Source organism: Pseudomonas rubra (assembly GCF_028656935.1).
Taxonomy (GTDB): Bacteria; Pseudomonadota; Gammaproteobacteria; order Pseudomonadales; family Pseudomonadaceae; genus Aquipseudomonas; species Aquipseudomonas rubra.
This window is the reverse complement of record NZ_JAMDGZ010000008.1, coordinates 16,677-38,897: the sequence shown is the minus strand read 5'-3', so window position 1 is coordinate 38,897 and position 22,221 is coordinate 16,677. Positions and strand designations below refer to the sequence as shown.

Here is a 22,221-nt window from a genome sequence, read left to right as displayed (position 1 = left end):
AGCCCAAGATGATCTTCGCCTCCAACGTCTTTCTGTTCCTCTACCTGCCGCTGTTCCTGGCCGTGTACTTTCTTGCCCGGGCGCCGTGGCGCTCGACGGTGATCGTCGCTGCCAGCTACATCTTCTACGCCTGGTGGCGGCCGGACTTCTTGCTGTTGTTCGTCGCCATCACCTACTGGAACTACTGGTTCGGCCTGCGCATCAAGGCGCGCCTGGATGCCGGCGACAAGCGCTGGGCGTTTCGCCTGCTGTGGATCGGCATCATCGGCAACCTGTCGACCCTGGGCTACTTCAAGTACGCCAACTTCGGCGCCGAGGTGCTGGCCGCCCTGCTCGCGCCGCTGGGCATCAATACCTTCACTCTGGAGACGATCTTCCTGCCGCTGGGCATCTCCTTCTATGTCTTCCATGCCCTGAGTTACATCGTCGACATCTACCGCAAGGACGCTACGCCGACCAACAACTTCATCGACTTTGCCGCCTTCGTCGCGCTGTTCCCGCACCTGGTGGCCGGCCCCATTCTGCGCTACAGCCAGCTGGCGCCGCAGCTGCGTCAGCGCAGTCATTCGCTTGAGCTGTTTTCCCTGGGCGTGTGCCGCTTCATGCTCGGCTTCATCATGAAGGTGCTGATCGCCGACCAACTGGCACCGATCAACGTGCTGTTCATCAGCGAAGGCACCCTGCAACTGAGCGATGCCTGGTTCGGCCTGGTGGTCTCGACCCTGCAGCTGTACTTCGACTTCGCCGGCTACAGCCATATGGCCCTGGGCCTGGCCTTGATGATGGGGTTCCGCTTTCCGGAAAACTTCAACCAGCCCTACGTGTCGCAGAGCATCACCGAGTTCTGGGCGCGCTGGCACATGACCCTGGCACACTTTCTGCGCGACTACGTGTACATGCCACTGGTGCGCAAGCGCATCGCCGGGGCGCTGCCGGCGCTGGTCTACACCATGCTGCTGTCGGGCCTGTGGCATGGCGCCAGCTTCGCCTTTATCTGCTGGGGGCTGTTCTTTGGCCTGGGCATGGTCATCGAGCGCAAATTCAACCTGGCCACCAAGGTCACCACGCCCTATCACCTGGGTCGCAACCTGCGCACCTTCGTGCTGATCATCCTGAGCATGCCGCTGTTCTTCACCAACGACCTGCGCCACAGCCTCGACATCTACCAGGCGCTGTTCGGCTTCAACGGCCTCGGTTCGCTGGAGCTGTACGTGCTCGGCGCTTCGAAGATGGCCATGTCGTTTGCCGCCATTGCCCTGTGCTGGCTGGTGCTGGCCGGCAGCAACAACGTGCGTTTCTACGCCGGTAACAAGGAGCAGTACTTCATGCGTCATGTCGGCGGCCTCAAGGCCCTGCTGCTGTGGGCCGGCTTCGCCCTGGCGCTGAGCAGCCTGGCGGCGCATTCGTTCTCGCCGTTTTTGTACTTTCAGTTCTAGGAGCGCGCCATGTACCCGGTCATGAATTCGGCCAGCAAGCTCAACGGCATTGCCTTCGGCGTGTTGCTGGCGGGGATGTTCGTCTACTCGCTGCCACCGGTGGTCAGTTTTGCCCGCAACCAGAGCCAGGCCTGGAACCTGTTCGTCGACGGCAAGCTGCTGCGCAAGTTCGAGCAGGTCTACGACAAGCGTTTTTTCCTGCGCGAGCCGTCGCTCGAGCTGTGGGCCAACGCCCAGTACCGGTTGTTCGACGAAGGCACCAAGGGCGTGGTGCTGGGCAACGACGGCTGGCTCTACACCAACCAGGAGTACCGGGTGCCGAACGACCTTGAGGCCAACCTCGACGGCCAGCTCAAGCAGATCGCCGCGATCGAGCAGCAGCTCAAGGCCCACAACAAGCGCCTGATCCTGTTGCCGCTGCCGATGAAAGTCGACATTTATGGCGCGCACACCGAACGCGCAATCGACCCACGGGCGATCAGCCTCTATGACCGCTTCGTCGAACGCCTGCAGGCACAGAACACCCCGGTTACGCCACTGCGTTCGGCGTTTCTGGCCAACCTTGCCGGCCCCGCGCTGTTTCTCAAATCCGACACCCACTGGAGCCCCGAAGGCGCGCGCCTGAGCGCCTACGAGCTGGCCCGCCAGCGTCCGGAACTGCTTGGCGACGAGCGCTACCTGTCGCACAAGGTCGCCGACAAGACGGTCAAGGGCGACCTGATGAACTACATCCAGTTCAACCACGCGCAGTTGGCGCCGCAGTTCGGCCCCAACCCGATCGCCCTGTACGAAACCGTCAAAGCGCAACAGGACGCCAGTGACCTGTTCGCCAGCGAACGCCAGAGCCTGATGTTGGTGGGAACCAGCTACAGCAAGATCGATGACTGGAACTTCACCGGCTTTCTCAAGGAAGCACTCAACCGCGACCTGCTCAGTGTTGCGGTGGAAGCCCGCGGGCCGTTCGAGGCCATGAGCCAGTTCCTTGCCAGCGACCAGTTGAGCAACCCCGAGATCGACACCGTGGTCTGGGAGTTCCCCCTGCGCACCCTGCTCGCCCACCGCCTCGGCTCCCTGAGCCGCCCCGGCCAGAGCCAACATTTCTAAGGAGAGACCGATGAATATCGCACTGCAACGCCTGCTCGTCACTTGCGCCCTGCTGCTGGGCAGCAACACTGTTCATGCCGCCGAAGGCAACGCCGACCTGTACGACGCCGTGGCACCCGCCGACTCGGCGTTCGTGCGCGTGCTCAACCTGTCCAGCAGCAACATCGACGTGACCCTGAGCGGCAAGATCAACGCGCAACGGGTCGCCGCCGGTCAACTCAGCGGCTACCGCTTCACCCCGGCCGGGGCGCACAAGATCGCCGTCGGCAGCACCGCCATCGAGCCGCAACTCAAGGCCAACGCTGCCAGCACCGTGGTCTTTGATGGCAGCACGCTGACCCTGATCGCCGACAAGTACGTCAATGAGCCGAAAAAAGCCCAGGTTGCCTTCTACAACCTGACTCCGGCCCAGGCCGCGCTCAAGACCCTCGACGGCAAGCACGTGATCGTCGACCCGCTGGGCAAGAACCAGACCGGCAGCCGCATGGTCAACGAGATAAAAATCGGCTTTGCCGCCTACGTCGATGAACAGAACGTGGCCAAATTCGATGAGCTGTTCCTGAAAAAAGGTCGCTCCTACAGCTACGTACTGCTGCCCAAGGGCGCCGGCTATCAGAGCATGAGCCTGGCCAACAGCATCGACCCGAGCGAGTGAACATGAAGCGCATTCTTCCCCTTGGCCTGGCGGCCCTGCTGGGCCCGCTGCTCAGCGCACCGAGCGCGGCGGCCGAACCCGCCAAGGCCAGTTGCACCAGCCTTGAATGCATGGTCTGCCCGGGCCTTGGCAACCCGCAGAACTACGCCGAAGGGCGCATGAAGCTGATGCGTGAAATCGTCCCGGGCAAGGAGCGCTGGCTGTTCCGCTCGGCCGTCGACCTGACCAACGATTTCGGCATCCCGGCGCCCATGCGCCCGGAGTTCGCCCGTTTGATGGCCGCGTTCCGCCAACAGGGCATCCACGTGGCCATGGCGGTGCAACCGACCCGTGGCCTGATGCACCGCGACAAGCTTTACCCCGACAAGCTGCACGGCTTCGACTTTGCCCGCGCCAGCGGCAACCTGGACAGCTACCTGCAGCAACTGCGCGCGGGCGGCGCGGTGGTGCCGCCGTTGATGCAACTGGTGCAGAACCCGCCCAAGGGCGAGTTCTTCTTTCGCCGTGACCACCACTGGACCCCGGACGGCGCCGAAGCCACGGCGCGGCTGGTGGCCGAAGAGGTACGTCGCCAACCGTTCTACGCCCAACTGAGTAAAAAACAGTACCGCACCGAGCCCGGGGTCATGGTGCCCAAGGACGGCACCCTGAACCTCGCGCTGAGCTATATCTGCGGCAACAACTATGGCTTCCAGTATGTGCGCGGCTACCAGACCATCCCCGAAGCCGACGGTGCCGAGGCGTTGTTCGACGATGCGCCGGACCCTGAGGTGATCCTGGTCGGCGACAGCAACGCCGCCGCCCGTGAAGACGAGAGCAAGCAGTTCAACTTCGACGGCTACCTCAAGCAGTACCTGCAAGTCGACATCCTCAACTACGCCCTACCCGGCGTTGGCCAGGACGGCTCGCTGCTCGAATACCTGCTGTCGGAGAACTACAAGCCCAAGGCGCCGCCCAAGCTGATCATCTGGGAACTACCGGCCAACTACCAGCTGGAGTCCGAGGCGATGTACCGCCAACTGATTCCGGCGGTCAAGGGCGGCTGCCCGGCGTCTACCCAGGTTCTGGCCAACCGTGTGCAGCGCCCGCCGCTGCGGGTCAACGAGCGCATCGAGCTGCTCAGCAACGCAGGCGAAGGACGCAAGAATCTAAACAGCGGTCAGGGCTTTCTCGACATCCGCATTAGTGACAAGAACGTCAAGGATTTCTACCTGATCGTCTATTACGACAACGGTGCCCGCGACAAAGTCTGGTTCCGCCGTGAAGCGGTGGTTACCGGCGGCCAGTATTACCTGGAGTTGAGCCGGGCCAAGGAGTTCACCGGGGCCAACCTGCTGTCAGTGTTCATGGAACCAACCAAGCCCGGCACTGCCGCCACCCAAGTGGAAACCCGACTATGCCTGTAAAGACCTGGGCAGCGCTGGGCCTGGGCCTGTGCGCCAGCCTGCAGCTGGCCAGCAGCCTGGCCGCCAGCTCGATCTGGCCGCCACGGGCCACTGCGCAGTCGGCGATGATCGCCGACTACCGCACCTTGAGCTGCAGCAAGCCCGTACCGCCGCCCTACACCGGCAGCTTGCAGTTGCAAAGCAAGTACGACCAGCGCGATGCCAGCAAGTCGACCCTGCGCAGCAGGCCGGACGCCAGCAGCGAACAGATCGGCAAGCAGGTCAAACCCTTCATTGGCGGGCTGATCTACGCCAGCAAGCGCTTTGTGCGGGCGAAAAATCCGCAGGAAGCGAACATGGCCCTGGCCTGCCAGGACCAGTGGCTGGAGCGCTGGGCCCAGGCCGGCGCGCTACTCACCCCCGACGCCAGCAGCACCGGCATGGCCGCGCGCAAATGGGCGGTAGCCGCCATGGCCTCGACCCTGCTGATGACCCAGGCCGCCAGCGACGCCGAGCTGCAACTGACGCCAGCGCAGAAGGCCTGGTTCAGCCAGCTGGGCGAACGCATCATCGCCGAGTACCAACCGCGTCGCGCGCCCGGCTTTACCTGGTTCAACAACCATGACTACTGGGCGGCCTGGGCCGTGGCGGCAACCGGCATGCTGGTGCAGCGCGACGACTTCATCCAGTGGGCCGACGGCAACCTGCGCCGTGGATTGCAGCAGGCGGTGAGGTCCGCTGATGGCAGCTACGCCTACCTGCCCCTGGAAGTGGCGCGCGGCAAACTGGCCGCCACCTACAGCCAATACGCCCTGGTGCCGCTGGTGCTGCTGGCGGAATCGGCGCGAGCCAACGGCCTGCCGTGGAGCAATCACGATCAGCAGACCCTGGAACTGCTGGCCAATTTTGCCGCCCGCAGCATCCTCGACCCCGACGGCCTTCCCGAGCTCAAAGGCCAGTCGCAGGTCGACGTCGCCCCCTACAAACTGGCCTGGCTGATCCCTTTCCTGCAGCGCGCCCCGGGCCACCGCCTGGCCCGCCAGCTGTATGACAGCGAAGATGGCGAAGTCGACAACTACAGCCAGATCGGCGGCCCGCTCAAGCCGTTCTATCCCAAACTGCCGTAACCCAAGGACGAACCGTCATGGCCATGCTTGCCCGCCCGCTTACCCTTTCCTGCCTGGCACTGCTGTTCAGCGCCATGGCCCAGGCCGCCAGCCAGAGCTTGCCGCTGCAGCAATCGCTGAGCACAGTAAGCAGTGCCGACCACCAGCGCGACCTGCAGCAGTTGCAGCAACAGCTCAGCCAGGCCGTGCAGTTGCAGGTCGACGAACGCCCGCGTCCGGCGGGTCGCGCCAGTGTCAGCCTGCAACCGATGTTCTCGTCACAGGCCGGCAGCTGGCCGTTCGAACCCTTGGTCAACAATGGCCTGTTCCGCGCCATCGCCGGCTACCAGGCGCATCACCCGCAAGCGCTGCTGGTGCGCGGTGGCAGCATTACCCTGGCGCAGTTGCACGATGCCCTCAACGACCCAAAGATCCTCAAGCGCTACAAGGACGGCTACCTGCTCAGCTACCCGCTGGTGATCGCCAACGACGGCGGCCTGCTGCTCGAAGGCACCAGCCTGTACCTGTACAGCTACTCCGGCACGGCGCTGATCAACCAGGGCTGGTTGGGCTTGAACCAGTCGCACCTGGAGAGCGTCGCTGGCGACAAACCCGGCAGTACCGACCGCGCCTGGCGGCCGTTCGTGGTGGCCTGGGCCGGTAGCCACACCCAGGTGCTGGGCTCGACTCTCAAGCGCCTGGGCTACAACGCCAACCTCTCGCGCGGCCTGACCACCGCCCTGAGCAGCCAGCAAGCAGCGTCCACCCGCCCGGCCACGCTGATCATCCGCGACAGCCAGTTCAACGAGCTGTCCAGCGCGGTAGAGCTGCAGCACAGCTGGGCGCAGATCGATAACAGCCAGTTCAATCAATCCCAGCAGTACGCCATCGATGTGCGCGACAGCCAGGTGACGCTGCGCAACAACCAGCTGCGCGGCATCGACAACAACAGCGGCATCCGCCTGCGCGGCCAGACTCGCGGGCGCATTGAAGGCAACCTGATCCTGGGTGCGTACAAGGCGGCGATCGAGGTCAGCGAACAACAGGGCGCCCTGCTGCTGAGCGCCAACCTGATCGGCGACAGCCGTGGCAACGGCATCCAACTGCGCAACCTGGCGCCAACGCCTGCCGCGCCGCTGCTGATCAGCGACAACCTGATCGGCAACAGCCAGGGCAGCGCCGTGGATGCCAGCGAGGTCGGCGCCGTCAGCCTGATCAACAACCGCATCGGCAACACCCCCGAATACGCCGTCAGCCTGCGCAACGCCACACCACTGGCCGGCCCCCTGACCTTGAGCGGCAACACCCTGGGCAAGGCCGGCAAGGCGCTGGTGCGGGTCGAGGGTATGCAGCAGGTGGTGCTGGGGCCGAACACCTTCGAGGGCAAGCCAATCCTGCAGAACCTGCTGATAGGGGATTTGTTAGCCGTACAGGGGCCACTGTTACAGGCGCTCCAGCGCCCGGGTTGCGTGGTGCGGGTCGAGCTAGTCAATCGCCCGCTGCATGCGCACAAAGCACTCGTCTTCGCCGACACAGACAAAACCCTGGCGCAGGTACAGGAGCCGTGCCGGATTGCTGCTGAACACCATCAAGCGCAACAGGGGCAAGTGCCGCTGCCGGGCCCAGTCAGCCAGTTGCGTTAATACCCAACTGCCGATGCCCCGGCCGCGACAGCTTTCCAACAGGTGCAGTTCACGGATGAACAAGGCCTGGCGGTCCTGGCTGAGGCTGAAGTAGCCGACCGGTTGCTGGTCTTCGCAGATCAGCCATTGCTCGCGCCATTCCCAGGCCTGGTCAAAGGCCTCTTCCTGCCAGAGCAGGTCGAACTCGCGGTAATAGGGCAGCATGGCCCGACGGGTGAGGTCGCGGGCGAAGGTGCGGTGCTGGTCGGTGGCGGGGGGCAGTTGCAGGATCATCAGAGAAACCTGTGGGAGCGGGCTTGCCCCGCGATACTGTTCAAGATTCGAATTCATCGGCATAGCACACCGGCGAACTCCCCGGCCCCCGACGCTCCAGCTCATCCTCAAGCCATTGCGCCAGCACCGTGGCATTGTTGCGTGCAGTGTCCTTGCCGGCATACAGCAAGGTCAGATCACCCTGCGCGGCCATGCCCAGCAACTTCCACCAATGCGTCGGCTGCGCGTTCAGTTCCTGGCGGTAGCGCTCGGCAAACCCGGAGAAATCCACTTCACCGGCATGAAAGGCCTGGCGCAGCAGCGTTGACGGCGCCACCTCAGGCATCCACACCGCCTGCAGCTCCTCCTTGCGCTTGTTGCGCGGCCACAACCGGTCGACCAGCACGCGCCGGCCATCGCTGGCTTCAAGCGGATCATAGACGCGTTTGCAGCGGATCATCACTTCGCTCCCGCAGAGGGTGCATAGATCCTAGGACTTTCCTTGACCGAGGTCACGGTGCCGTCAGCGATTGTTTTTATCATGGCCAGGCAAGGCTTGATCCTTTCTGCTAACCCGGACCCGTCATCATGACCACCCCGACCCTGGCTGGCAGCCCATCGCTGACCAACCACGACCCACGCCCGCGTCTCGATCACAAACCCGGCCGCACCACCCTGACCCTGTTTTTCGGCTTGCTCGCGGCAGGCCTTGTGTATACCGGCTGGAGCCTGTTCCGCGACATCGATGCCACCGGCACCGTGGTCACCACCTGGACGCCCTTTTTATTGCTCGGCCTGGCGTTGCTGATTGCCCTGGGCTTTGAGTTCGTCAACGGTTTTCACGACACCGCCAATGCCGTCGCCACGGTGATCTACACCCATTCGCTACCCCCATCGGTGGCCGTGGTGTGGTCGGGCTGTTTCAATTTTCTCGGCGTACTGCTGTCCAGCGGCGCGGTGGCCTTCGGCATCATCGCCCTGCTGCCGGTGGAGCTGATCTTGCAAGTCGGCTCCTCGGCGGGCTTTTCCATGGTCTTCGCCCTGTTGCTGTCGGCGATCATCTGGAACCTGGGCACCTGGTGGCTGGGCCTGCCGGCATCCTCCTCGCATACCCTGATCGGATCGATCATCGGCGTCGGCATCGCCAACGCGCTGATGCACGGGCGCGACGGCATCAGCGGGGTGGACTGGAGCCAGGCCAGCAAGGTCGGCTATTCACTGCTGCTCTCGCCCCTGGTGGGCTTTGCCTGTGCGGCGCTGTTGCTGCTGGCCCTGCGCATGCTGGTCAAGCGCCGCGAGCTGTACCAGGCGCCGGTCGGCAACACGCCACCGCCCTGGTGGATTCGCGGGCTGCTGATTCTCACCTGTACCGGGGTGTCCTTCGCCCACGGTTCCAACGACGGGCAAAAAGGCATGGGCCTGATCATGTTGATCTTGGTCGGCACCCTGCCCATGGCCTACGCCTTGAACCGGACCATGCCGGCCGAGCAGTCACTGCAGTTCGCCGCCGTGGCCGAAGTCACCCAGCAGGCCTTACAGCGCAGTGCGCCGCACGCCGCCGTGGACGACCCCCGCCAGACCCTCAGCGCCTTCATTCGCCAGCCGCAGGCCAGCGCTGAACTACTGCCCGCCCTGGCAGAGCTGGCCGGCATGATCGGTACCGAGGTCAGGGGCTATGGCTCGCTCAACCGGGTACCCGCCGAGGCCATGGCCAACGTGCGCAACGACATGTACCTGACCTCCGAGGCCATCCGCCTGATCGACAAGCACCAGTTGGGCAACTTCGATGCAGATACCCAGGCCAAAGTGCACCTGTTCAAGCAACAGATCGACAGCGCCACCCGCTACATTCCGCTGTGGGTGAAGATCGCCGTGGCCATCGCCCTGGGGCTTGGGACCATGGTCGGCTGGCGGCGCATCGTCGTGACCGTTGGCGAGAAGATCGGCAAGACCCACCTGACCTACGCCCAGGGCGCTTCGGCCGAGCTGGTGGCGATGTGCACCATCGGGGCTGCGGACATGTACGGGCTGCCGGTGTCGACCACCCACGTGCTGTCGTCCGGGGTGGCCGGGAGCATGGTCGCCAATGGCTCGGGCCTGCAGATGCGCACCGTGTTCAACCTGATGATGGCCTGGGTGCTGACCTTGCCGGCGGCGATTGTGCTGGCCGGGGGGTTGTACTGGGTGTTGCGGCAGGTGTTCTGATCTGACTGTACCGGCCTCATCGCGGGGCAAGCACGCTCCCACAGGTTAGCGCCGTGCGACCATCACCCAGTCCCGTTGCCACTCCGGGCCGCACTCGAACAGTGCCTCGCCAACCTTGGCAAAGCCATTGCGCTGGTAGAAACGGATGGCCCGGGCATTCTGTTGGTTGACCGTCAGGCGAATGGCCCCGCACACCTGCGCCAAGGTGTCGTCGAGCAACAGCTGCGCAGCTCCGAGGCCATGTTGCTCGGGCAGCACATAGCAGCGGCTGAGCTCCGGCAGGCCGTCCGCCTCGGCAATCCCCAAAACCTGGGGTGCAGTGTCGATCAGGCTGTAACCCACCACTTTACCCAGGTGTTCCAGCACCCGTAGGCGCTTGCGCCGGTTGAGCAGGTGCAGGACAAAATGCTCGGGCTGCAACTGGGTGTCGATGTACTCCTGCAACGCTTGGGCGGCAGCGTCCGGGGGGCTGGCCAGGGCGAAGGTCTGGCCGGCGACATGGCTGAGTGCCTCGGCATCACTGGGCCGGGCAACACGGGTAGTGAAGGGCATGCAGCAACATCCTGTCGATCGGGCGATACCTGCATGGTAGCCCGATCCCTTAGAAGGCAAAACAGGAACAACCAAAGGCGCCCCAAAAGCCCTGAAAATCACTGACCGGTACCGAAGACTGCCGAGCGCGCTGATGGTGGTGGGCATGCACCGCACAGGCACCCACGCATTGATGCACCTGGGCGGTGAGCGCAGCGCCCTGGCGCCAGTGCCCCGGCACCTTGGCCACCGGCGACCAGTCGGGCAATACCGGCAGCGTCGGCGGGTCGAGCCGGGCGAACTCGGCGGCGCCGTACACCACCTTGCCATCGACCAGGGTCAGCACCGACTCCAGGTGCTTGATCGCTTCGGCGTCGATGCTGAAATAGTCGGCGCTCAACGCCGTCAGGTCCGCCAGTTGACCGACCTTGATCTGGCCCTTGGTGCCCTGCTCGCTGGAGAACCAGGCGCTGCCATGGGTGAACAGCGACAGCGCGGTGTCGCGGTCCAGGCCCTGCGGGTACAACTCCAGGCCGCCGACGGTACGCCCGCTGACCAGCCAGTACAGCGAGGTCCAGGGGTTGTAGCTGGACACCCGGGTGGCGTCGGTGCCGGCGCCGACCGGGATGCCTTCACCAAGCATGCGCTTGATTGGCGGCGTGTGCTGGGCGGCCTTGGCACCGTAGCGCTCGACGAAGTATTCACCCTGGAAGGCCATGCGGTCCTGAATGGCAATACCGCCGCCCAAGGCTTTTACCCTCTCGATGTTCTTCGGGCTGATGGTTTCGGCATGGTCGAAAAACCACGGCAGGCCGTTGAAAGGGATATCGCGATTAACCTTCTCGAACACCTCGAGCATGCGCGAGATCGACTCGTCGTAGGTGGCGTGCAGGCGAAACGGCCAACGCTGCTCAACCAGATGGCGCACCACCGGTTCTAGATCGCCCTCCATGCTGGCGGGCAGGTCCGGACGCGGTTCGAGAAAGTCCTCGAAGTCGGCGGCGGAGAACACCAGCATCTCGCCGGCGCCGTTGTGGCGCAGAAAGTCGTCGCCCTGGCCGTACTTGACACTGCTGGTCCAGTTTTTGAAGTCGGCCAGTTCTTCCTTGGGCTTTTGGGTAAACAGGTTGTAGGCGATGCGCACGGTCAACTGACTGGCCTTGGCCAACTGCTCGATAACCGCATAGTCATCAGGGTAATTCTGATAGCCACCACCGGCATCGATGGCGCTGGTCAGGCCCAGGCGGTTGAGCTCGCGCATGAACTGGCGGGTCGAGTTGACCTGGTATTCCAGCGGCAGCTTCGGCCCCTTGGCCAACGTCGAGTAGAGGATCATCGCGTTGGGCCGGGCGATCAACATGCCGGTCGGGTTGCCGTTGACATCGCGCTGGATCTCGCCTCCCGGTGGGTTGGGCGTGTTGCGGTCGTAGCCGACCACGCGCAGGGCTGCTCGGTTGAGCAGGGCGCGATCGTACAGGTGCAGGACGAACACCGGCGTGTCTGGCGCTGCCTGGTTCAGCTCGTCGAGGGTCGGCAAACGGCGCTCGGCGAACTGGAACTCGTTCCAGCCCCCCACCACCCTCACCCACTGCGGCGCGGGCGTGCGCAAGGCCTGTTCCTTGAGCAGGCGCAAAGCATCGGCCAGCGACGGCACGCCTTCCCAGCGCAGCTCCAGGTTGTAGTTCAGGCCACCGCGGATCAGGTGCAGGTGCGAATCGTTGAGCCCGGGGATCACTGTGCGTTGCTTGAGGTCGATGACCTGGGTCGCCGGCCCGCGCAAGGCCATGACCTGGGCATCATCGCCCACCGCCACGAAGCGTCCATCGCGAATGGCCACCGCAGTTGCTTGCGGCCGCTCGCGGTCTACCGTGTGCAGCAGACCGTTATGCAGGATCAGCTCTGCCGGCACGGCCGTTTCAGTACCGCGCAGAATGGCTCCGGCGGCCAGTGGTGCCGTCGAGTACATGGCCCCGGCGGCGCCCACCACGGAACTGGCGGCGATAAAACGGCGGCGACTCTGCTGATCCTGGTTCATGGCGGCTCCTGAGGCGCGGCATTGCCGGGCGAACAAAAGCTAAACGATAGACCAGCGCCGACGCCGTACCAGTCAACGCCGACGAAACAACGGCCGCGGCTCGATCACCGAGCGCCCATACAGCACGCTCATTCCCGCCAGGCCCTGCAAGGCGTCCGTGGCGCATTTGTCTTCACGCACCGCGTAGCTGTCAAAGCCGCACTGGCGCATATGGCTGAGCTGGTCACGCAGCACATCGCCAATGGCGCGCAGCTCGCCATGCCAACCCAGGCGGGTGCGCAGCAGGTAGGCCTGACTGTAACCACGGCCGTCACGAAAACTGGGGAAGTCGACAGCGATCAGTGGCACCTGGGCCAGCCACGGGCGCAGCGGCTCGACCTCATCATCTGGCCCCAACCACAAGCCGTCACGGCCCGGCAGGCGCTGGCCGCGACAGGCCAGCCAGCTGGCCAGGGGCAAGATTAGCAGGCCGTCGGGCAGCGCTTCGCCAGGTTCGCGCAACAGCTGCCAGGGATCTTGCTCGATCAACTGCGCCTCACCGTTTCGCAGGGCAATCACATTACGCATATCAACTCCTCCGGACGCTTGCCGTAGACCCGTTCCTTGAAGGGTTCCAGGCCGACCCGGCGGACGGTGTCGACAAACGGCTCGTCGAGCTCGCGGTAGGCGCAATAGGTGGCGATGATCTGTTCGATCACCCGGGGAATCTGCGCGGCGCTGAATGACGGACCGATAACCTTGCCCAAGGTGCTGTGCTTGCCCTGGGCGCCGCCGAGGGTCACCTGGTACCACTCGCTGCCGTTCTTGTCGACACCAAGGATGCCGATGTTGCCGATGTGGTGATGGCCACAGGCGTTGATGCAGCCAGAGATGTTCAGGCTCAGTTCACCCAGGTCATGCAGGTAGTCCAAGTCATCGAAGCAGCGCTGGATAGACTGCGCGATAGGGATCGAGGTGGCATTGGCCAGGGCGCAGAAATCGCCACCCGGGCAGGCGATGATGTCGGTCAGCAAACCGATGTTGGCAGTCCCCAGGCCGCGCTCGCAGGCCAGGCGCCAGAGTGCATGCAGGTCGCGCTTGCGCACGTCGGGCAGTATCAGGTTCTGCTCATGGGCAATGCGGATCTCGCCGAAGCCGAACTGCTCCGACCAGTCGGCCACCGCCTCCATTTGCTCATCCGTCAGGTCGCCCGGTGGCGAGCTTTCCCCCGGCTTGGTCGAGAGCACCACACTGGCGTAACCGGGGACCTTGTGCGGCTTGACGCAGCAGGCCACCCAGCGGGCGAATGCATGGTCCTGGGCCAGGTGCGTGTCGTAGGCCAGCTCTGTGTCGACGACGCTGTCGTAGGCCGGTGGTTCGAATGCGCTAGCGACGCGCTGGAACTCGTCCTCGGTGAGTTGCGCCGGGCCGTCCTTGATGTGCTGCCACTCCTGCTCCACCTCGTGGGAGAACGCCTCGATTCCCAGCGCCTTGACCAGGATCTTGATCCGCGCCTTGTACTTGTTGTCGCGCCGGCCATGGCGGTTGTAGACCCGCAGGATGGCCTCGACATACGACAGCAGGTGCTGCCACGGCAGGCCCTCGCGGATCTGCAAGCCCAGGATCGGCGTACGCCCCAGGCCGCCGCCGACCATGACCCGCAGGCACATCTGGCCATGGCCGTCGCGGTACAGGTAGAGGCCGATGTCATGCATCATGATCGCCGCGCGGTCCTCGATGGCCGAACAGATGGCGATCTTGAACTTGCGTGGCAAGAACAGGAACTCGGGGTTGATGGTCGACCACTGCCGGAGGATCTCGGCCAGCGGCCGCGGGTCGAGCAGCTCATCGGCGGCGACCCCGGCAAAGGCTTCGGTGGTGATATTGCGCACGCAGTTGCCCGAGGTCTGGATCGCATGCATCTCGACCTCGGCCAGGCGCTGGAGGATATCCGGCACCTGGGCCAGCTCGATCCAGTTGAACTGGATATTCTGCCGGGTGGTGAAGTGTCCGTAGCCGCGATCGTATTCTCTGGCGATCTGCGCCAGGGTACGCATCTGCTGCGCCCCCAGGGTGCCGTAAGGGATGGCCACGCGCAGCATGAAGGCATGCTTTTGCAGGTACAGGCCGTTTTGCAGACGCAGGGGCAGGAACTCTTCTTCACTCAGTTCGGCAGCCATGAACCGGCGCACCTGATCGCGAAACTGCGCCACGCGCTCGAACACCAGCGCACGGTCATACTCGTCATAGTGATACATGGTTCGGACCTCATCAGGGAGGCCCTTACTATGGCTTTTGGGTGTACTGAGTTACAGATTCAGGTTAGCAGGATTAATACGGATCAGATGAGCTGGGCGCCTCACCTGGCAAGGCCCTTCGCCTGACGCTGGCGGTACATCCCCGGCGTCATCTGCGCGTAGCGCGCAAAGAAGCGGCTGAAATACGCCGGGTCCTTGAAGCCCAGGCTGTAGCAGATCTCGTTGGCCGAACGGCCGGTGAACAACAGCATGCGCCGTGCCTCCTGCATCAAGCGTTCAAGAATCAGCCGCTTGGACGGCAGGTCGGCGATGCGCCGGCACACTTCGTTGAGCCGCGCCTCGGTGACACCCAGGCCCTGGGCGTAGCGCGCCAGCGGCCAGTGTTCTAAGTAGTGGGCCTCGATCAGTTCGTTGAAGCGGTGGAACAGTTGCAGGTCGTCATGCTGGGTCTGGCGTGCCGGCAGCGAGCGCGCGCACAGGCGCAGCAGGCTGGTCATGATCAGCCGCGTCAGGCTTTGCAGCGCCGCCTCGCGCCCGGCCTGGCTGGCGTTGATCTCGCTGTGCAACTCATCGAACAGCAGCGCCAGACGCCGCGCCTCGGCGGCGAATTTGGGTTCCAGGCCGCTCAAGGCGACACAAACCGGAGCCACCTGCGGCCCCGGCGCCAGGCTGGGATCGGCTTGCAGCAATTGCCAGACCAGTTGCTGGCGCACGGTCAGGACATGGCCGTCGGCATCGGGCTCGGTGACGAAGGCGTGGGGGACGGTCGGCGGCGTCAGAAAGAACATCGGCCCCGATTCAACATACTGCTGATCATCCAGGTACACCCGCACCGTACCGCTATTGACGTAATGCACCTGGAAAAACCGGTCATGGCGGTGCACCGGCATGTTGCGACCAAAGAACCCGGCCAGGTTGCCGAGCTTGTCGTAATGCACCTCGGCATCGCTGTAGCGCTGATCGTAGACCTGGCCGATGTTGATGTTGGGGATTGGCTGGCGCTCGCTCATGGCCCTGCTCGCTGTTCTTGTTGTTGTGCCACCAGCTTACTCCTGCAGCAAGCCGCTTGCATTTCGTTAACATCTTAATTATAACGTTAACACATTAACAATTATTCGAGCAGGGACCCTGCCCCTGCCCCAGCCAGGAGAACCCCATGAGCCGTGCCTTGCACGATGCTGCCAGCGGTACCCTGTTCGGCGTTGCGCTGAACTACCAGGGGCTGCTTGACCAGCATCTCGCCGCATTCGAGCAACCGCCGTATCAGAAGCCGCCGGTCAAGCCGGTACTGTTCATCAAGACCCCCAACACCCGTAACGGCCACGGCCAGCCGGTGGTCTATCCGCACGGCATCGGGCACCTGCAACCGGGCCCGGCCCTGGGGGTGGTGATTGGCAAGCGCGCCACCCGGGTCAGCGTCGACAACGCCCTGACGCATGTCGCCGGCTACACCATCGTCAATGAATTCAGCCTGCCCGAAGACAGCTACTACCGCCCGGCGGTCAAGGCCAAGTGCCGCGACGGCTTCTGCGCCTTGGGCCCTGAGCTGGTGCCGGCCGCGCAGGTTGCCGACCCGCAGCAATTGAGCATCAAGCTGTTCATCAACGGTGAACTGCGCCAACACAACAGCACCGCCAACATGGTCCGCAGCATCGCCCAGCTGATTAGCGAAATCAGCGAGTTCATGACCCTGCATGAAGGCGATGTGCTGATCACCGGCACCCCGGAAGGCCGCGTCGATGTACTGCCGGGCGATCAGGTTGAAGCCGAGATCAGCGGCCTCGGGCGCCTGACCAACAGCATCGTTGCCGCCCAGGAGAGTCGCTGATGAAACACGCACGTATCCGCTACCAGGGTGAAGTCCACGCCGTCACCGTCGAGGCCGACAATGCCGTGCGCCTGGCTGATGGCCGGCTGTTGCCGGAGCAGCAGGTCGAGTGGCTGCCACCGGCCACCGGCAGCATGTTCGCCCTGGGCCTGAATTACGCCGACCACGCCGCAGAGCTGACCTTCACCCCGCCTACCGAGCCGCTGGCGTTCGTCAAGTCGGTGGGCACCTATACCGGCCACAACCAGGTCAGTTGGCGCCCGGACAACGTCGCCTACATGCACTACGAGTGCGAGCTGGTGGCAGTGATCGGCAAGCCGGCGCGCAACGTCAAGCGCGAAAATGCCCTGGAGTACCTGGCCGGCTACACGGTGTGCAACGACTACGCCATCCGCGATTATCTGGAGAACTACTACCGGCCCAACCTGCGGGTGAAAAACCGCGACGCCACCACCCCGGTCGGGCCGTGGATCGTCGACGTCGCCGATGTGCCGGACGCCAGCAACCTGACCTTGCGCACCTGGATCAACGGTGAGCTCAAGCAGCAAGGCAGCACCAAGGACATGATTTTCGACATCCCCTACCTGATCGAATACCTGTCCAGCTTCATGACCCTGCAGCCGGGCGACATGATCGCTACCGGCACCCCAGAAGGCCTGGCCGATGTGGTGCCGGGCGATGAAGTGGTGGTCGAAGTCGAAGGCGTCGGGCGCCTGGTCAACCGTATTGTCAGCGAAGCCGAGTTCTTCGCCCTCAACCGCCAAGAGGCATGAGCAAGATGATCAAGCACTGGATCAACGGCCGTGAGGTCGAAAGCAAAGATGTGTTCGTCAACTACAACCCGGCCACCGGCGAGGCCATTGGCGAAGTCGCCAGCGGCGGCGCCGAGGAAGTCGCCCAGGCAGTGGCCGCAGCGAAAGAGGCCTTTCCCAAGTGGGCCAACACCCCGGCCAAGGAACGCGCACGGCTGATGCGCAAGCTCGGTGAATTGATCGAACAGAACGTGCCGCACCTGGCCGAACTGGAGACCCTCGACACCGGTTTGCCGATCCACCAGACCAGGAACGTGCTGATCCCTCGCGCTTCGCACAACTTCGACTTCTTCGCCGAAGTCTGTACGCGCATGGATGGCCACAGCTACCCGGTCGACGACCAGATGCTCAACTACACCCTGTACCAACCGGTAGGCGTGTGCGGGTTGGTGTCGCCGTGGAACGTACCGTTCATGACCGCCACCTGGAAGACCGCGCCGTGCCTGGCCCTGGGCAACACTGCCGTACTGAAGATGAGTGAACTGTCACCACTGACCGCTAACGAACTGGGCCGCCTGGCGGTGGAAGCCGGGATTCCCAACGGCGTGCTCAACGTCATCCAGGGCTATGGCGCGACCGCCGGTGATGCCCTGGTGCGCCACCCGGACGTGCGCGCCATCTCCTTTACCGGCGGCACCGCCACCGGCAAGAAGATCATGCAGACTGCGGGCCTGAAGAAGTACTCCATGGAACTGGGCGGCAAGTCGCCGGTGCTGATCTTCGAAGACGCCGACCTTGAGCGCGCCCTGGATGCGGCGCTGTTCACCATCTTCTCGCTCAATGGCGAGCGCTGCACTGCCGGGAGCCGCATCTTTATCCAGGAGAGTGTTTACCCGCAGTTCGTCGCCGAGTTCGCCGCGCGGGCCAAGCGCCTGATCGTCGGTGACCCGCAAGACCCGAATACCCAGGTAGGCTCGATGATCACTCAAGCCCACTATGACAAGGTCACCGGCTACATCAAGATCGGTATCGAGGAAGGCGCCACCCTGCTCGCTGGCGGTCTGGAGCGCCCGGCCAACCTGCCGGCGCACCTGGCCCGCGGCCAATTCATCCAGCCGACGGTGTTTGCCGATGTGAACAACAACATGCGCATCGCCCAGGAAGAAATCTTCGGCCCGGTGGTGTGCCTGATCCCGTTCAAGGACGAAGCCCAGGCGCTGCAACTGGCCAACGACACCGAGTATGGCCTGGCCTCCTACATCTGGACGCAGGATATCGGCAAGGCGCATCGTCTGGCCCGTGGCATCGAGGCCGGCATGGTGTTCATCAACAGCCAGAACGTGCGCGACCTGCGCCAGCCGTTCGGCGGGGTCAAGGGCTCGGGCACCGGCCGTGAGGGCGGGCAGTACAGCTTCGAGGTGTTTGCCGAAATCAAGAACGTGTGTATCTCGATGGGCAGCCATCACATTCCGCGCTGGGGCATCTAAAAGCATCGCTGGCAAGCCAGCTCCCACAGGGCTGTCTCAAAACCTGTGGGAGCCGGCTTGCCGGCGATAGAGATGGCACTGACAGCATACAAGAACAACAATCTCCAGGAGTTCCATCATGGGCGAAGTCGTCCTCGCAGCCAAAGTCTGCCACGTACCCTCGATGTACCTGTCCGAACTGCCCGGCAAACATCACGGCTGCCGCACAGCTGCGATCGCCGGGCACAAGGAAATCGGCCGCCGCGCCCGCGAGCTGGGCGCCGACACCGCCGTAGTGTTCGACGTCCACTGGCTGGTCAACAGCGGCTACCACATCAACTGTGGCGAGCACTTCAAGGGCACCTACACCAGCAACGAGCTGCCGCACTTCATCAAGAACATGGACTTCGAGTACCCCGGCTGCCCGCAGCTGGGTGAACTGATCGGCCAGGAAGCCAACGCCGCCGACGTGCGTACCCTGGCCCACAACATCCCCAGTCTTGAGCTTGAGTACGGCACCCTGGTACCGATGCGCTACATGCACATGGATGTGCCAGACGAGCACAAGCTCAAGGTCGTGTCGATCGCCGCCTGGTGTGCCTGGCACCGTCTGGAAGACAGCTTTGCCTTCGGCGCCGCCGTGCGCCGGGCCATCGAAAAAAGTGACCGCAAGGTGCTGGTGCTGGCTTCGGGTTCGCTCTCGCACCGCTTTTCGGACGACCGCAACGCCGAAGCCAACATCCACAACTGGACCCGTGAATTCGACAAGCAGATGGACCTGCGGGTGGTCGAGTTGTGGAAGCAGGGCCGCTTCAAGGAGTTCTGCGCGATGCTCCCGGACTACGCCAATCACTGCTACGGCGAAGGCGGCATGCACGACACGGCGATGCTCCTGGGCCTGCTCGGCGGCGCCGACTACGACAAGCCGGTGGAAGTGCTGACCGAACCGTTCGGCAGCTCCGGTACCGGCCAGATCAACGCCATCTTCCCCCTGTAACACACCCCCTGTGGGAGAGCCTCATGCCGCATTTCATTGCCGAATTTACCGACAACATCGAGCAACAGGCCGACCTGCCCGGCCTGTTCGAGAAGGTTCATGCCAGCCTGGGCGCCAGCGGCGTGTTCCCGCTGGGCGGCATTCGCAGCCGTGGCGTGCGTCTGGACACCTGGCGCATGGCCGATGGCAAGCATGACTACGCCTTCGTCCACATGACCCTGAAGGTCGGCCACGGCCGTGACCTGGCCACCCGCACCCAGGTTGCCCAAGCGCTGTTCGAGGTGATCACCGCGCATTTTGCCGAACTGCAAAGCCAGCGCCTGCTGGCCCTGTCATTCGAGATGATCGAGCTGCACCCGCAACTGAACTTCAAACAGAACAACGTCCACGCCTTTCTCCACAACCAGGCGGGCTGAACCACAGCTACCCGCCCTACCCCAACGGCCCTCTGACAAAAAGTACAAGATCATGAGCCCAGCCAATACTGCAGAACTCGCCGCCCTTGCCCAACATGACTCGACCCACAGCAAGATCACTTGGCGGCTGATGCCGCTGCTGCTGATCTGCTACCTGTTCGCGCACCTGGACCGCATCAACATCGGCTTTGCCAAGATGCAGATGAGCAGCGACCTGCATTTCAGCGACACGGTCTACGGCTTTGGTGCCGGGCTGTTCTTCATCGCCTATGCGTTGTTCGGTGTGCCGAGCAACATGGCCCTGGACCGAATCGGGCCACGGCGCTGGATCGCCACCCTGATGGTGGTCTGGGGCACGCTGTCGACCAGCATGCTCTGGGTCGAATCGGCCCAGGGTTTCTATGTTTTGCGCTTTTTGCTCGGGGTCGCCGAAGCCGGCTTCTTTCCTGGCATCCTGGTCTACCTCAACCGCTGGTACCCGGCCCGCCGCCGTGGGCAGATCACGGCGTTGTTCGCCATCGCCGTGCCCATGGCCGGTGTGGTCGGCGGGCCGTTGTCGGGTGGCATTCTTGAGCTGTTCCACGACGCCGCCGGGCTGCGTGGCTGGCAGTGGATGTTCCTGATCGAAGGGGCGCCGGTGGTCTTGCTCGGCCTGGTGGTGCTCAAGTGCCTGCCGGACAGTTTTGAAAGCGTCAGCTGGCTGAGCGGCGAGCAAAAGCAACAACTGCGTGAGCAACTGAGCCAGGAAGAACAGCGTAAATCCATCACCTCCTTCGCCGGCATCCTGCGTGACAGCCAGGTCTGGCTGCTGGTGGCGGTGTACTTCGCGGTGATGTTGGCGGTCAACACCCTGGCCTTCTGGATGCCGACCCTGATCCACGGTGCCGGCATCGGCAGCGATGGCCGGGTCGGCCTGCTCAGCGCTGTGCCTTATCTTGCCGGGTGCTTTTTCATGATTGCCTGTGGGCGCTCCTCCGACCGTCAGCGTGAACGCCGCTGGCACCTGTGCGTACCGCTGCTGATGTCGGCCATCGGCATTGCCGTGGCGGGCCTGGTGCCGGGCAATCCGGTGCTGGTCCTGGGCGGGCTGATCATCGCCGGCATGGGCGCCAGCGCCGCCTTGCCGATGTTCTGGCAACTGCCCCCGGCGTTCCTGTCGAACACCACCCAGGCCGCCGGCATCGCGTTGATCAGCTCGTTCGGCAGCATCGCCGCGTTCCTCGCACCCTACCTGATCGGCTGGATGCGCGACACCACCCAGAGCGCCAGCCTTGCGCTGTTTGTGCTGGCGCTGTTCATCACCCTGGGCGGCTTGCTGGTGCTGCGCACCAAGGCTGCCATCGTCAACCCTCAGTAAGAGACTTTGCCATGCTTGACCACAGCCAGATCCTGCAAGCCGCCGCTCAGCTGGAACGCGCCGAACGCAGCCGCGAACAGGTGCGGCAGTTCTCCCTGGAGCATCCGGGCATCAGCATTGAAGACGCCTACGCCATCCAGCGTGCCTGGGTTGCGCAAAAGATCCGCGACGGGCGCAAACTGGTCGGCCACAAGATCGGCCTGACCTCACGGGCCATGCAGGTGTCGTCGAATATCAGCGAACCGGACTACGGTGCGCTGCTCGATGACATGTTCTTCGACGAAGGCAGCGACATCCCCTTCGAGCGCTTTATCGTGCCGCGGGTCGAGGTGGAGCTGGCGTTCGTGCTCGGCAAGCCGCTCAAGGGGCCGAACGTGACCCTGTTCGATGTGCTCGACGCCACTGACTGGGTGATCCCGGCGCTGGAGATCATCGATGCGCGCATCCAGCAGATCGACCCGCAGACCCAGGCCACCCGCAAGGTCTTCGACACCATCTCCGACAACGCCGCCAACGCCGGCGTGGTCATGGGCGGGCGCGCGGTGCGCCCCGGCGATATCGACCTGCGCAAGGTCCCGGCGGTGCTCTACCGCAATGGCGTGATCGAAGAATCCGGGGTCTCGGCGGCGGTGCTCAACCACCCGGCCAAGGGCGTCGCCTGGCTGGCCAACAAACTGGCGCCGTACGACGTCACCCTCGAAGCCGGGCAGATCATCCTCGGCGGCTCCTTCACCCGCCCGGTGGCGGCCAACCCCGGCGATACCTTCCATGTTGACTACGACATGCTCGGTTCAATTGCCTGCCGTTTCGTTTAAG

At 63.8% G+C, this 22,221-nt stretch carries 20 protein-coding genes and 1 pseudogene; 14 read left to right on the top strand and 7 right to left on the bottom strand.

Features of this window, described 5'->3' with window-relative positions; translation table 11 throughout:
* Positions 1-8 precede the first annotated feature (8 nt).
* The 6 genes and pseudogenes from M5G17_RS03545 to M5G17_RS03520 all read left to right on the top strand — a co-directional run.
* Positions 9-1,436, top strand: coding sequence for an MBOAT family O-acyltransferase (locus M5G17_RS03545; protein ID WP_273891629.1), 1,428 nt, complete (start codon positions 9-11; stop codon positions 1,434-1,436).
* A 9-nt stretch (positions 1,437-1,445) separates the two neighbouring features.
* A complete protein-coding gene (locus tag M5G17_RS03540) occupies positions 1,446-2,540 on the top strand; it encodes an alginate O-acetyltransferase (protein ID WP_273891628.1) in 1,095 nt (364 codons plus the stop codon).
* 10 nt (positions 2,541-2,550) lie between these two features.
* Positions 2,551-3,195, top strand: a complete 645-nt coding sequence (locus M5G17_RS03535; RefSeq protein ID WP_273891626.1) for an alginate O-acetyltransferase AlgF — start codon at positions 2,551-2,553, stop codon at positions 3,193-3,195.
* 2 nt (positions 3,196-3,197) lie between these two features.
* A complete protein-coding gene (locus M5G17_RS03530) occupies positions 3,198-4,601 on the top strand; it encodes an alginate O-acetyltransferase AlgX-related protein (protein ID WP_273891625.1) in 1,404 nt (467 codons plus the stop codon).
* Complete coding sequence (locus M5G17_RS03525) at positions 4,592-5,707, top strand: polysaccharide lyase (protein ID WP_273891624.1); 1,116 nt, start codon at positions 4,592-4,594, stop codon at positions 5,705-5,707. Before M5G17_RS03530 ends, M5G17_RS03525 begins: the two co-directional genes overlap by 10 nt.
* Positions 5,708-5,724: 17 nt before the next feature.
* Positions 5,725-6,903 (top strand): annotated as a pseudogene (locus tag M5G17_RS03520) (right-handed parallel beta-helix repeat-containing protein); the annotation flags it as partial.
* A gap of 267 nt (positions 6,904-7,170) precedes the next feature.
* Here M5G17_RS03520 and M5G17_RS03515 read toward each other — a convergent pair.
* Both M5G17_RS03515 and M5G17_RS03510 read right to left on the bottom strand, forming a co-directional pair.
* Positions 7,171-7,602, bottom strand: a complete 432-nt coding sequence (locus M5G17_RS03515; RefSeq protein WP_273891623.1) for a GNAT family N-acetyltransferase — start codon at positions 7,600-7,602, stop codon at positions 7,171-7,173.
* Positions 7,603-7,642: 40 nt separating this feature from the next.
* Entirely contained in the window at positions 7,643-8,041 is a 399-nt protein-coding gene (locus M5G17_RS03510; RefSeq protein WP_273891622.1) for a DUF488 domain-containing protein, read from the bottom strand.
* A gap of 128 nt (positions 8,042-8,169) precedes the next feature.
* On the opposite strand from M5G17_RS03510, the gene M5G17_RS03505 reads away from it, so the two are divergent.
* Entirely contained in the window at positions 8,170-9,786 is a 1,617-nt protein-coding gene (locus M5G17_RS03505) for an inorganic phosphate transporter (protein ID WP_273891621.1), read from the top strand.
* A gap of 45 nt (positions 9,787-9,831) precedes the next feature.
* Here the strand turns inward: M5G17_RS03505 and M5G17_RS03500 are convergent, their stop codons facing one another.
* From M5G17_RS03500 to hpaA, 5 genes are all read right to left on the bottom strand, one after another.
* Positions 9,832-10,338: a GNAT family N-acetyltransferase gene (locus M5G17_RS03500; RefSeq protein ID WP_273891620.1), complete on the bottom strand. Its 507-nt coding sequence runs from the start codon at positions 10,336-10,338 to the stop codon at positions 9,832-9,834.
* 49 nt (positions 10,339-10,387) lie between these two features.
* A complete protein-coding gene (locus M5G17_RS03495; RefSeq protein ID WP_273891641.1) occupies positions 10,388-12,226 on the bottom strand; it encodes an amidohydrolase in 1,839 nt (612 codons plus the stop codon).
* Between the two features lie 198 nt (positions 12,227-12,424).
* Positions 12,425-12,919, bottom strand: a complete 495-nt coding sequence (locus M5G17_RS03490; RefSeq protein ID WP_273891619.1) for a DUF934 domain-containing protein — start codon at positions 12,917-12,919, stop codon at positions 12,425-12,427.
* Positions 12,907-14,589, bottom strand: coding sequence for a nitrite/sulfite reductase (locus M5G17_RS03485; protein ID WP_273891618.1), 1,683 nt, complete (start codon positions 14,587-14,589; stop codon positions 12,907-12,909). Before M5G17_RS03485 ends, M5G17_RS03490 begins: the two co-directional genes overlap by 13 nt.
* 101 nt (positions 14,590-14,690) lie before the next feature.
* Entirely contained in the window at positions 14,691-15,599 is a 909-nt protein-coding gene (gene hpaA / locus M5G17_RS03480; RefSeq protein ID WP_273891617.1) for a 4-hydroxyphenylacetate catabolism regulatory protein HpaA, read from the bottom strand.
* Between the two features lie 146 nt (positions 15,600-15,745).
* On the opposite strand from hpaA, the gene M5G17_RS03475 reads away from it, so the two are divergent.
* The 7 genes from M5G17_RS03475 (at position 15,746) to hpaH (ending at position 22,220) form a co-directional block, all read left to right on the top strand.
* Positions 15,746-16,417 (top strand): fumarylacetoacetate hydrolase family protein, encoded by a 672-nt coding sequence (locus tag M5G17_RS03475; protein WP_273891616.1) that lies wholly within the window; start codon positions 15,746-15,748, stop codon positions 16,415-16,417.
* The gene (locus tag M5G17_RS03470) at positions 16,417-17,190 is read left to right on the top strand and encodes a fumarylacetoacetate hydrolase family protein (protein WP_273891615.1); all 774 of its coding nucleotides are present in this window, start codon (positions 16,417-16,419) and stop codon (positions 17,188-17,190) included. Before M5G17_RS03475 ends, M5G17_RS03470 begins: the two co-directional genes overlap by 1 nt.
* Before the next feature lie 5 nt (positions 17,191-17,195).
* Positions 17,196-18,656 carry a 5-carboxymethyl-2-hydroxymuconate semialdehyde dehydrogenase gene (gene hpaE, locus M5G17_RS03465; RefSeq protein ID WP_273891640.1) on the top strand — a complete coding sequence of 487 codons (1,461 nt, stop codon included), beginning with the start codon at positions 17,196-17,198 and terminating at the stop codon, positions 18,654-18,656.
* Between the two features lie 118 nt (positions 18,657-18,774).
* Complete coding sequence (hpaD, locus tag M5G17_RS03460; protein ID WP_273891614.1) at positions 18,775-19,632, top strand: 3,4-dihydroxyphenylacetate 2,3-dioxygenase; 858 nt, start codon at positions 18,775-18,777, stop codon at positions 19,630-19,632.
* Positions 19,633-19,655: 23 nt separating this feature from the next.
* Positions 19,656-20,048 carry a tautomerase family protein gene (locus tag M5G17_RS03455; RefSeq protein WP_273891613.1) on the top strand — a complete coding sequence of 131 codons (393 nt, stop codon included), beginning with the start codon at positions 19,656-19,658 and terminating at the stop codon, positions 20,046-20,048.
* Positions 20,049-20,100: 52 nt separating this feature from the next.
* Entirely contained in the window at positions 20,101-21,405 is a 1,305-nt protein-coding gene (locus tag M5G17_RS03450) for an MFS transporter (RefSeq protein ID WP_273891612.1), read from the top strand.
* A gap of 11 nt (positions 21,406-21,416) precedes the next feature.
* A complete protein-coding gene (gene hpaH, locus M5G17_RS03445; RefSeq protein ID WP_273891611.1) occupies positions 21,417-22,220 on the top strand; it encodes a 2-oxo-hept-4-ene-1,7-dioate hydratase in 804 nt (267 codons plus the stop codon).
* Position 22,221: the final 1 nt, after the last annotated feature.

What these genes read in the sequence shown, in the direction of transcription:
- M5G17_RS03500 (WP_273891620.1), bottom strand. Translation starts at nt 10,338, where the DNA reads ATGCCCTTCACTACCCGTGTTGCCCGGCCCAGTGATGCCGAGGCACTC.
- M5G17_RS03510 (WP_273891622.1), bottom strand. Translation starts at nt 8,041, where the DNA reads ATGATCCGCTGCAAACGCGTCTATGATCCGCTTGAAGCCAGCGATGGC.
- M5G17_RS03535 (WP_273891626.1), top strand. Translation starts at nt 2,551, where the DNA reads ATGAATATCGCACTGCAACGCCTGCTCGTCACTTGCGCCCTGCTGCTG.
- M5G17_RS03475 (WP_273891616.1), top strand. Translation starts at nt 15,746, where the DNA reads ATGAGCCGTGCCTTGCACGATGCTGCCAGCGGTACCCTGTTCGGCGTT.
- hpaD (WP_273891614.1), top strand. Translation starts at nt 18,775, where the DNA reads ATGGGCGAAGTCGTCCTCGCAGCCAAAGTCTGCCACGTACCCTCGATG.
- M5G17_RS03525 (WP_273891624.1), top strand. Translation starts at nt 4,592, where the DNA reads ATGCCTGTAAAGACCTGGGCAGCGCTGGGCCTGGGCCTGTGCGCCAGC.
- M5G17_RS03545 (WP_273891629.1), top strand. Translation starts at nt 9, where the DNA reads ATGATCTTCGCCTCCAACGTCTTTCTGTTCCTCTACCTGCCGCTGTTC.
- M5G17_RS03530 (WP_273891625.1), top strand. Translation starts at nt 3,198, where the DNA reads ATGAAGCGCATTCTTCCCCTTGGCCTGGCGGCCCTGCTGGGCCCGCTG.
- M5G17_RS03485 (WP_273891618.1), bottom strand. Translation starts at nt 14,589, where the DNA reads ATGTATCACTATGACGAGTATGACCGTGCGCTGGTGTTCGAGCGCGTG.
- M5G17_RS03515 (WP_273891623.1), bottom strand. Translation starts at nt 7,602, where the DNA reads ATGATCCTGCAACTGCCCCCCGCCACCGACCAGCACCGCACCTTCGCC.
- M5G17_RS03490 (WP_273891619.1), bottom strand. Translation starts at nt 12,919, where the DNA reads ATGCGTAATGTGATTGCCCTGCGAAACGGTGAGGCGCAGTTGATCGAG.
- hpaE (WP_273891640.1), top strand. Translation starts at nt 17,196, where the DNA reads ATGATCAAGCACTGGATCAACGGCCGTGAGGTCGAAAGCAAAGATGTG.
- M5G17_RS03470 (WP_273891615.1), top strand. Translation starts at nt 16,417, where the DNA reads ATGAAACACGCACGTATCCGCTACCAGGGTGAAGTCCACGCCGTCACC.
- M5G17_RS03540 (WP_273891628.1), top strand. Translation starts at nt 1,446, where the DNA reads ATGTACCCGGTCATGAATTCGGCCAGCAAGCTCAACGGCATTGCCTTC.
- M5G17_RS03455 (WP_273891613.1), top strand. Translation starts at nt 19,656, where the DNA reads ATGCCGCATTTCATTGCCGAATTTACCGACAACATCGAGCAACAGGCC.
- M5G17_RS03505 (WP_273891621.1), top strand. Translation starts at nt 8,170, where the DNA reads ATGACCACCCCGACCCTGGCTGGCAGCCCATCGCTGACCAACCACGAC.
- M5G17_RS03450 (WP_273891612.1), top strand. Translation starts at nt 20,101, where the DNA reads ATGAGCCCAGCCAATACTGCAGAACTCGCCGCCCTTGCCCAACATGAC.
- hpaH (WP_273891611.1), top strand. Translation starts at nt 21,417, where the DNA reads ATGCTTGACCACAGCCAGATCCTGCAAGCCGCCGCTCAGCTGGAACGC.
- hpaA (WP_273891617.1), bottom strand. Translation starts at nt 15,599, where the DNA reads ATGAGCGAGCGCCAGCCAATCCCCAACATCAACATCGGCCAGGTCTAC.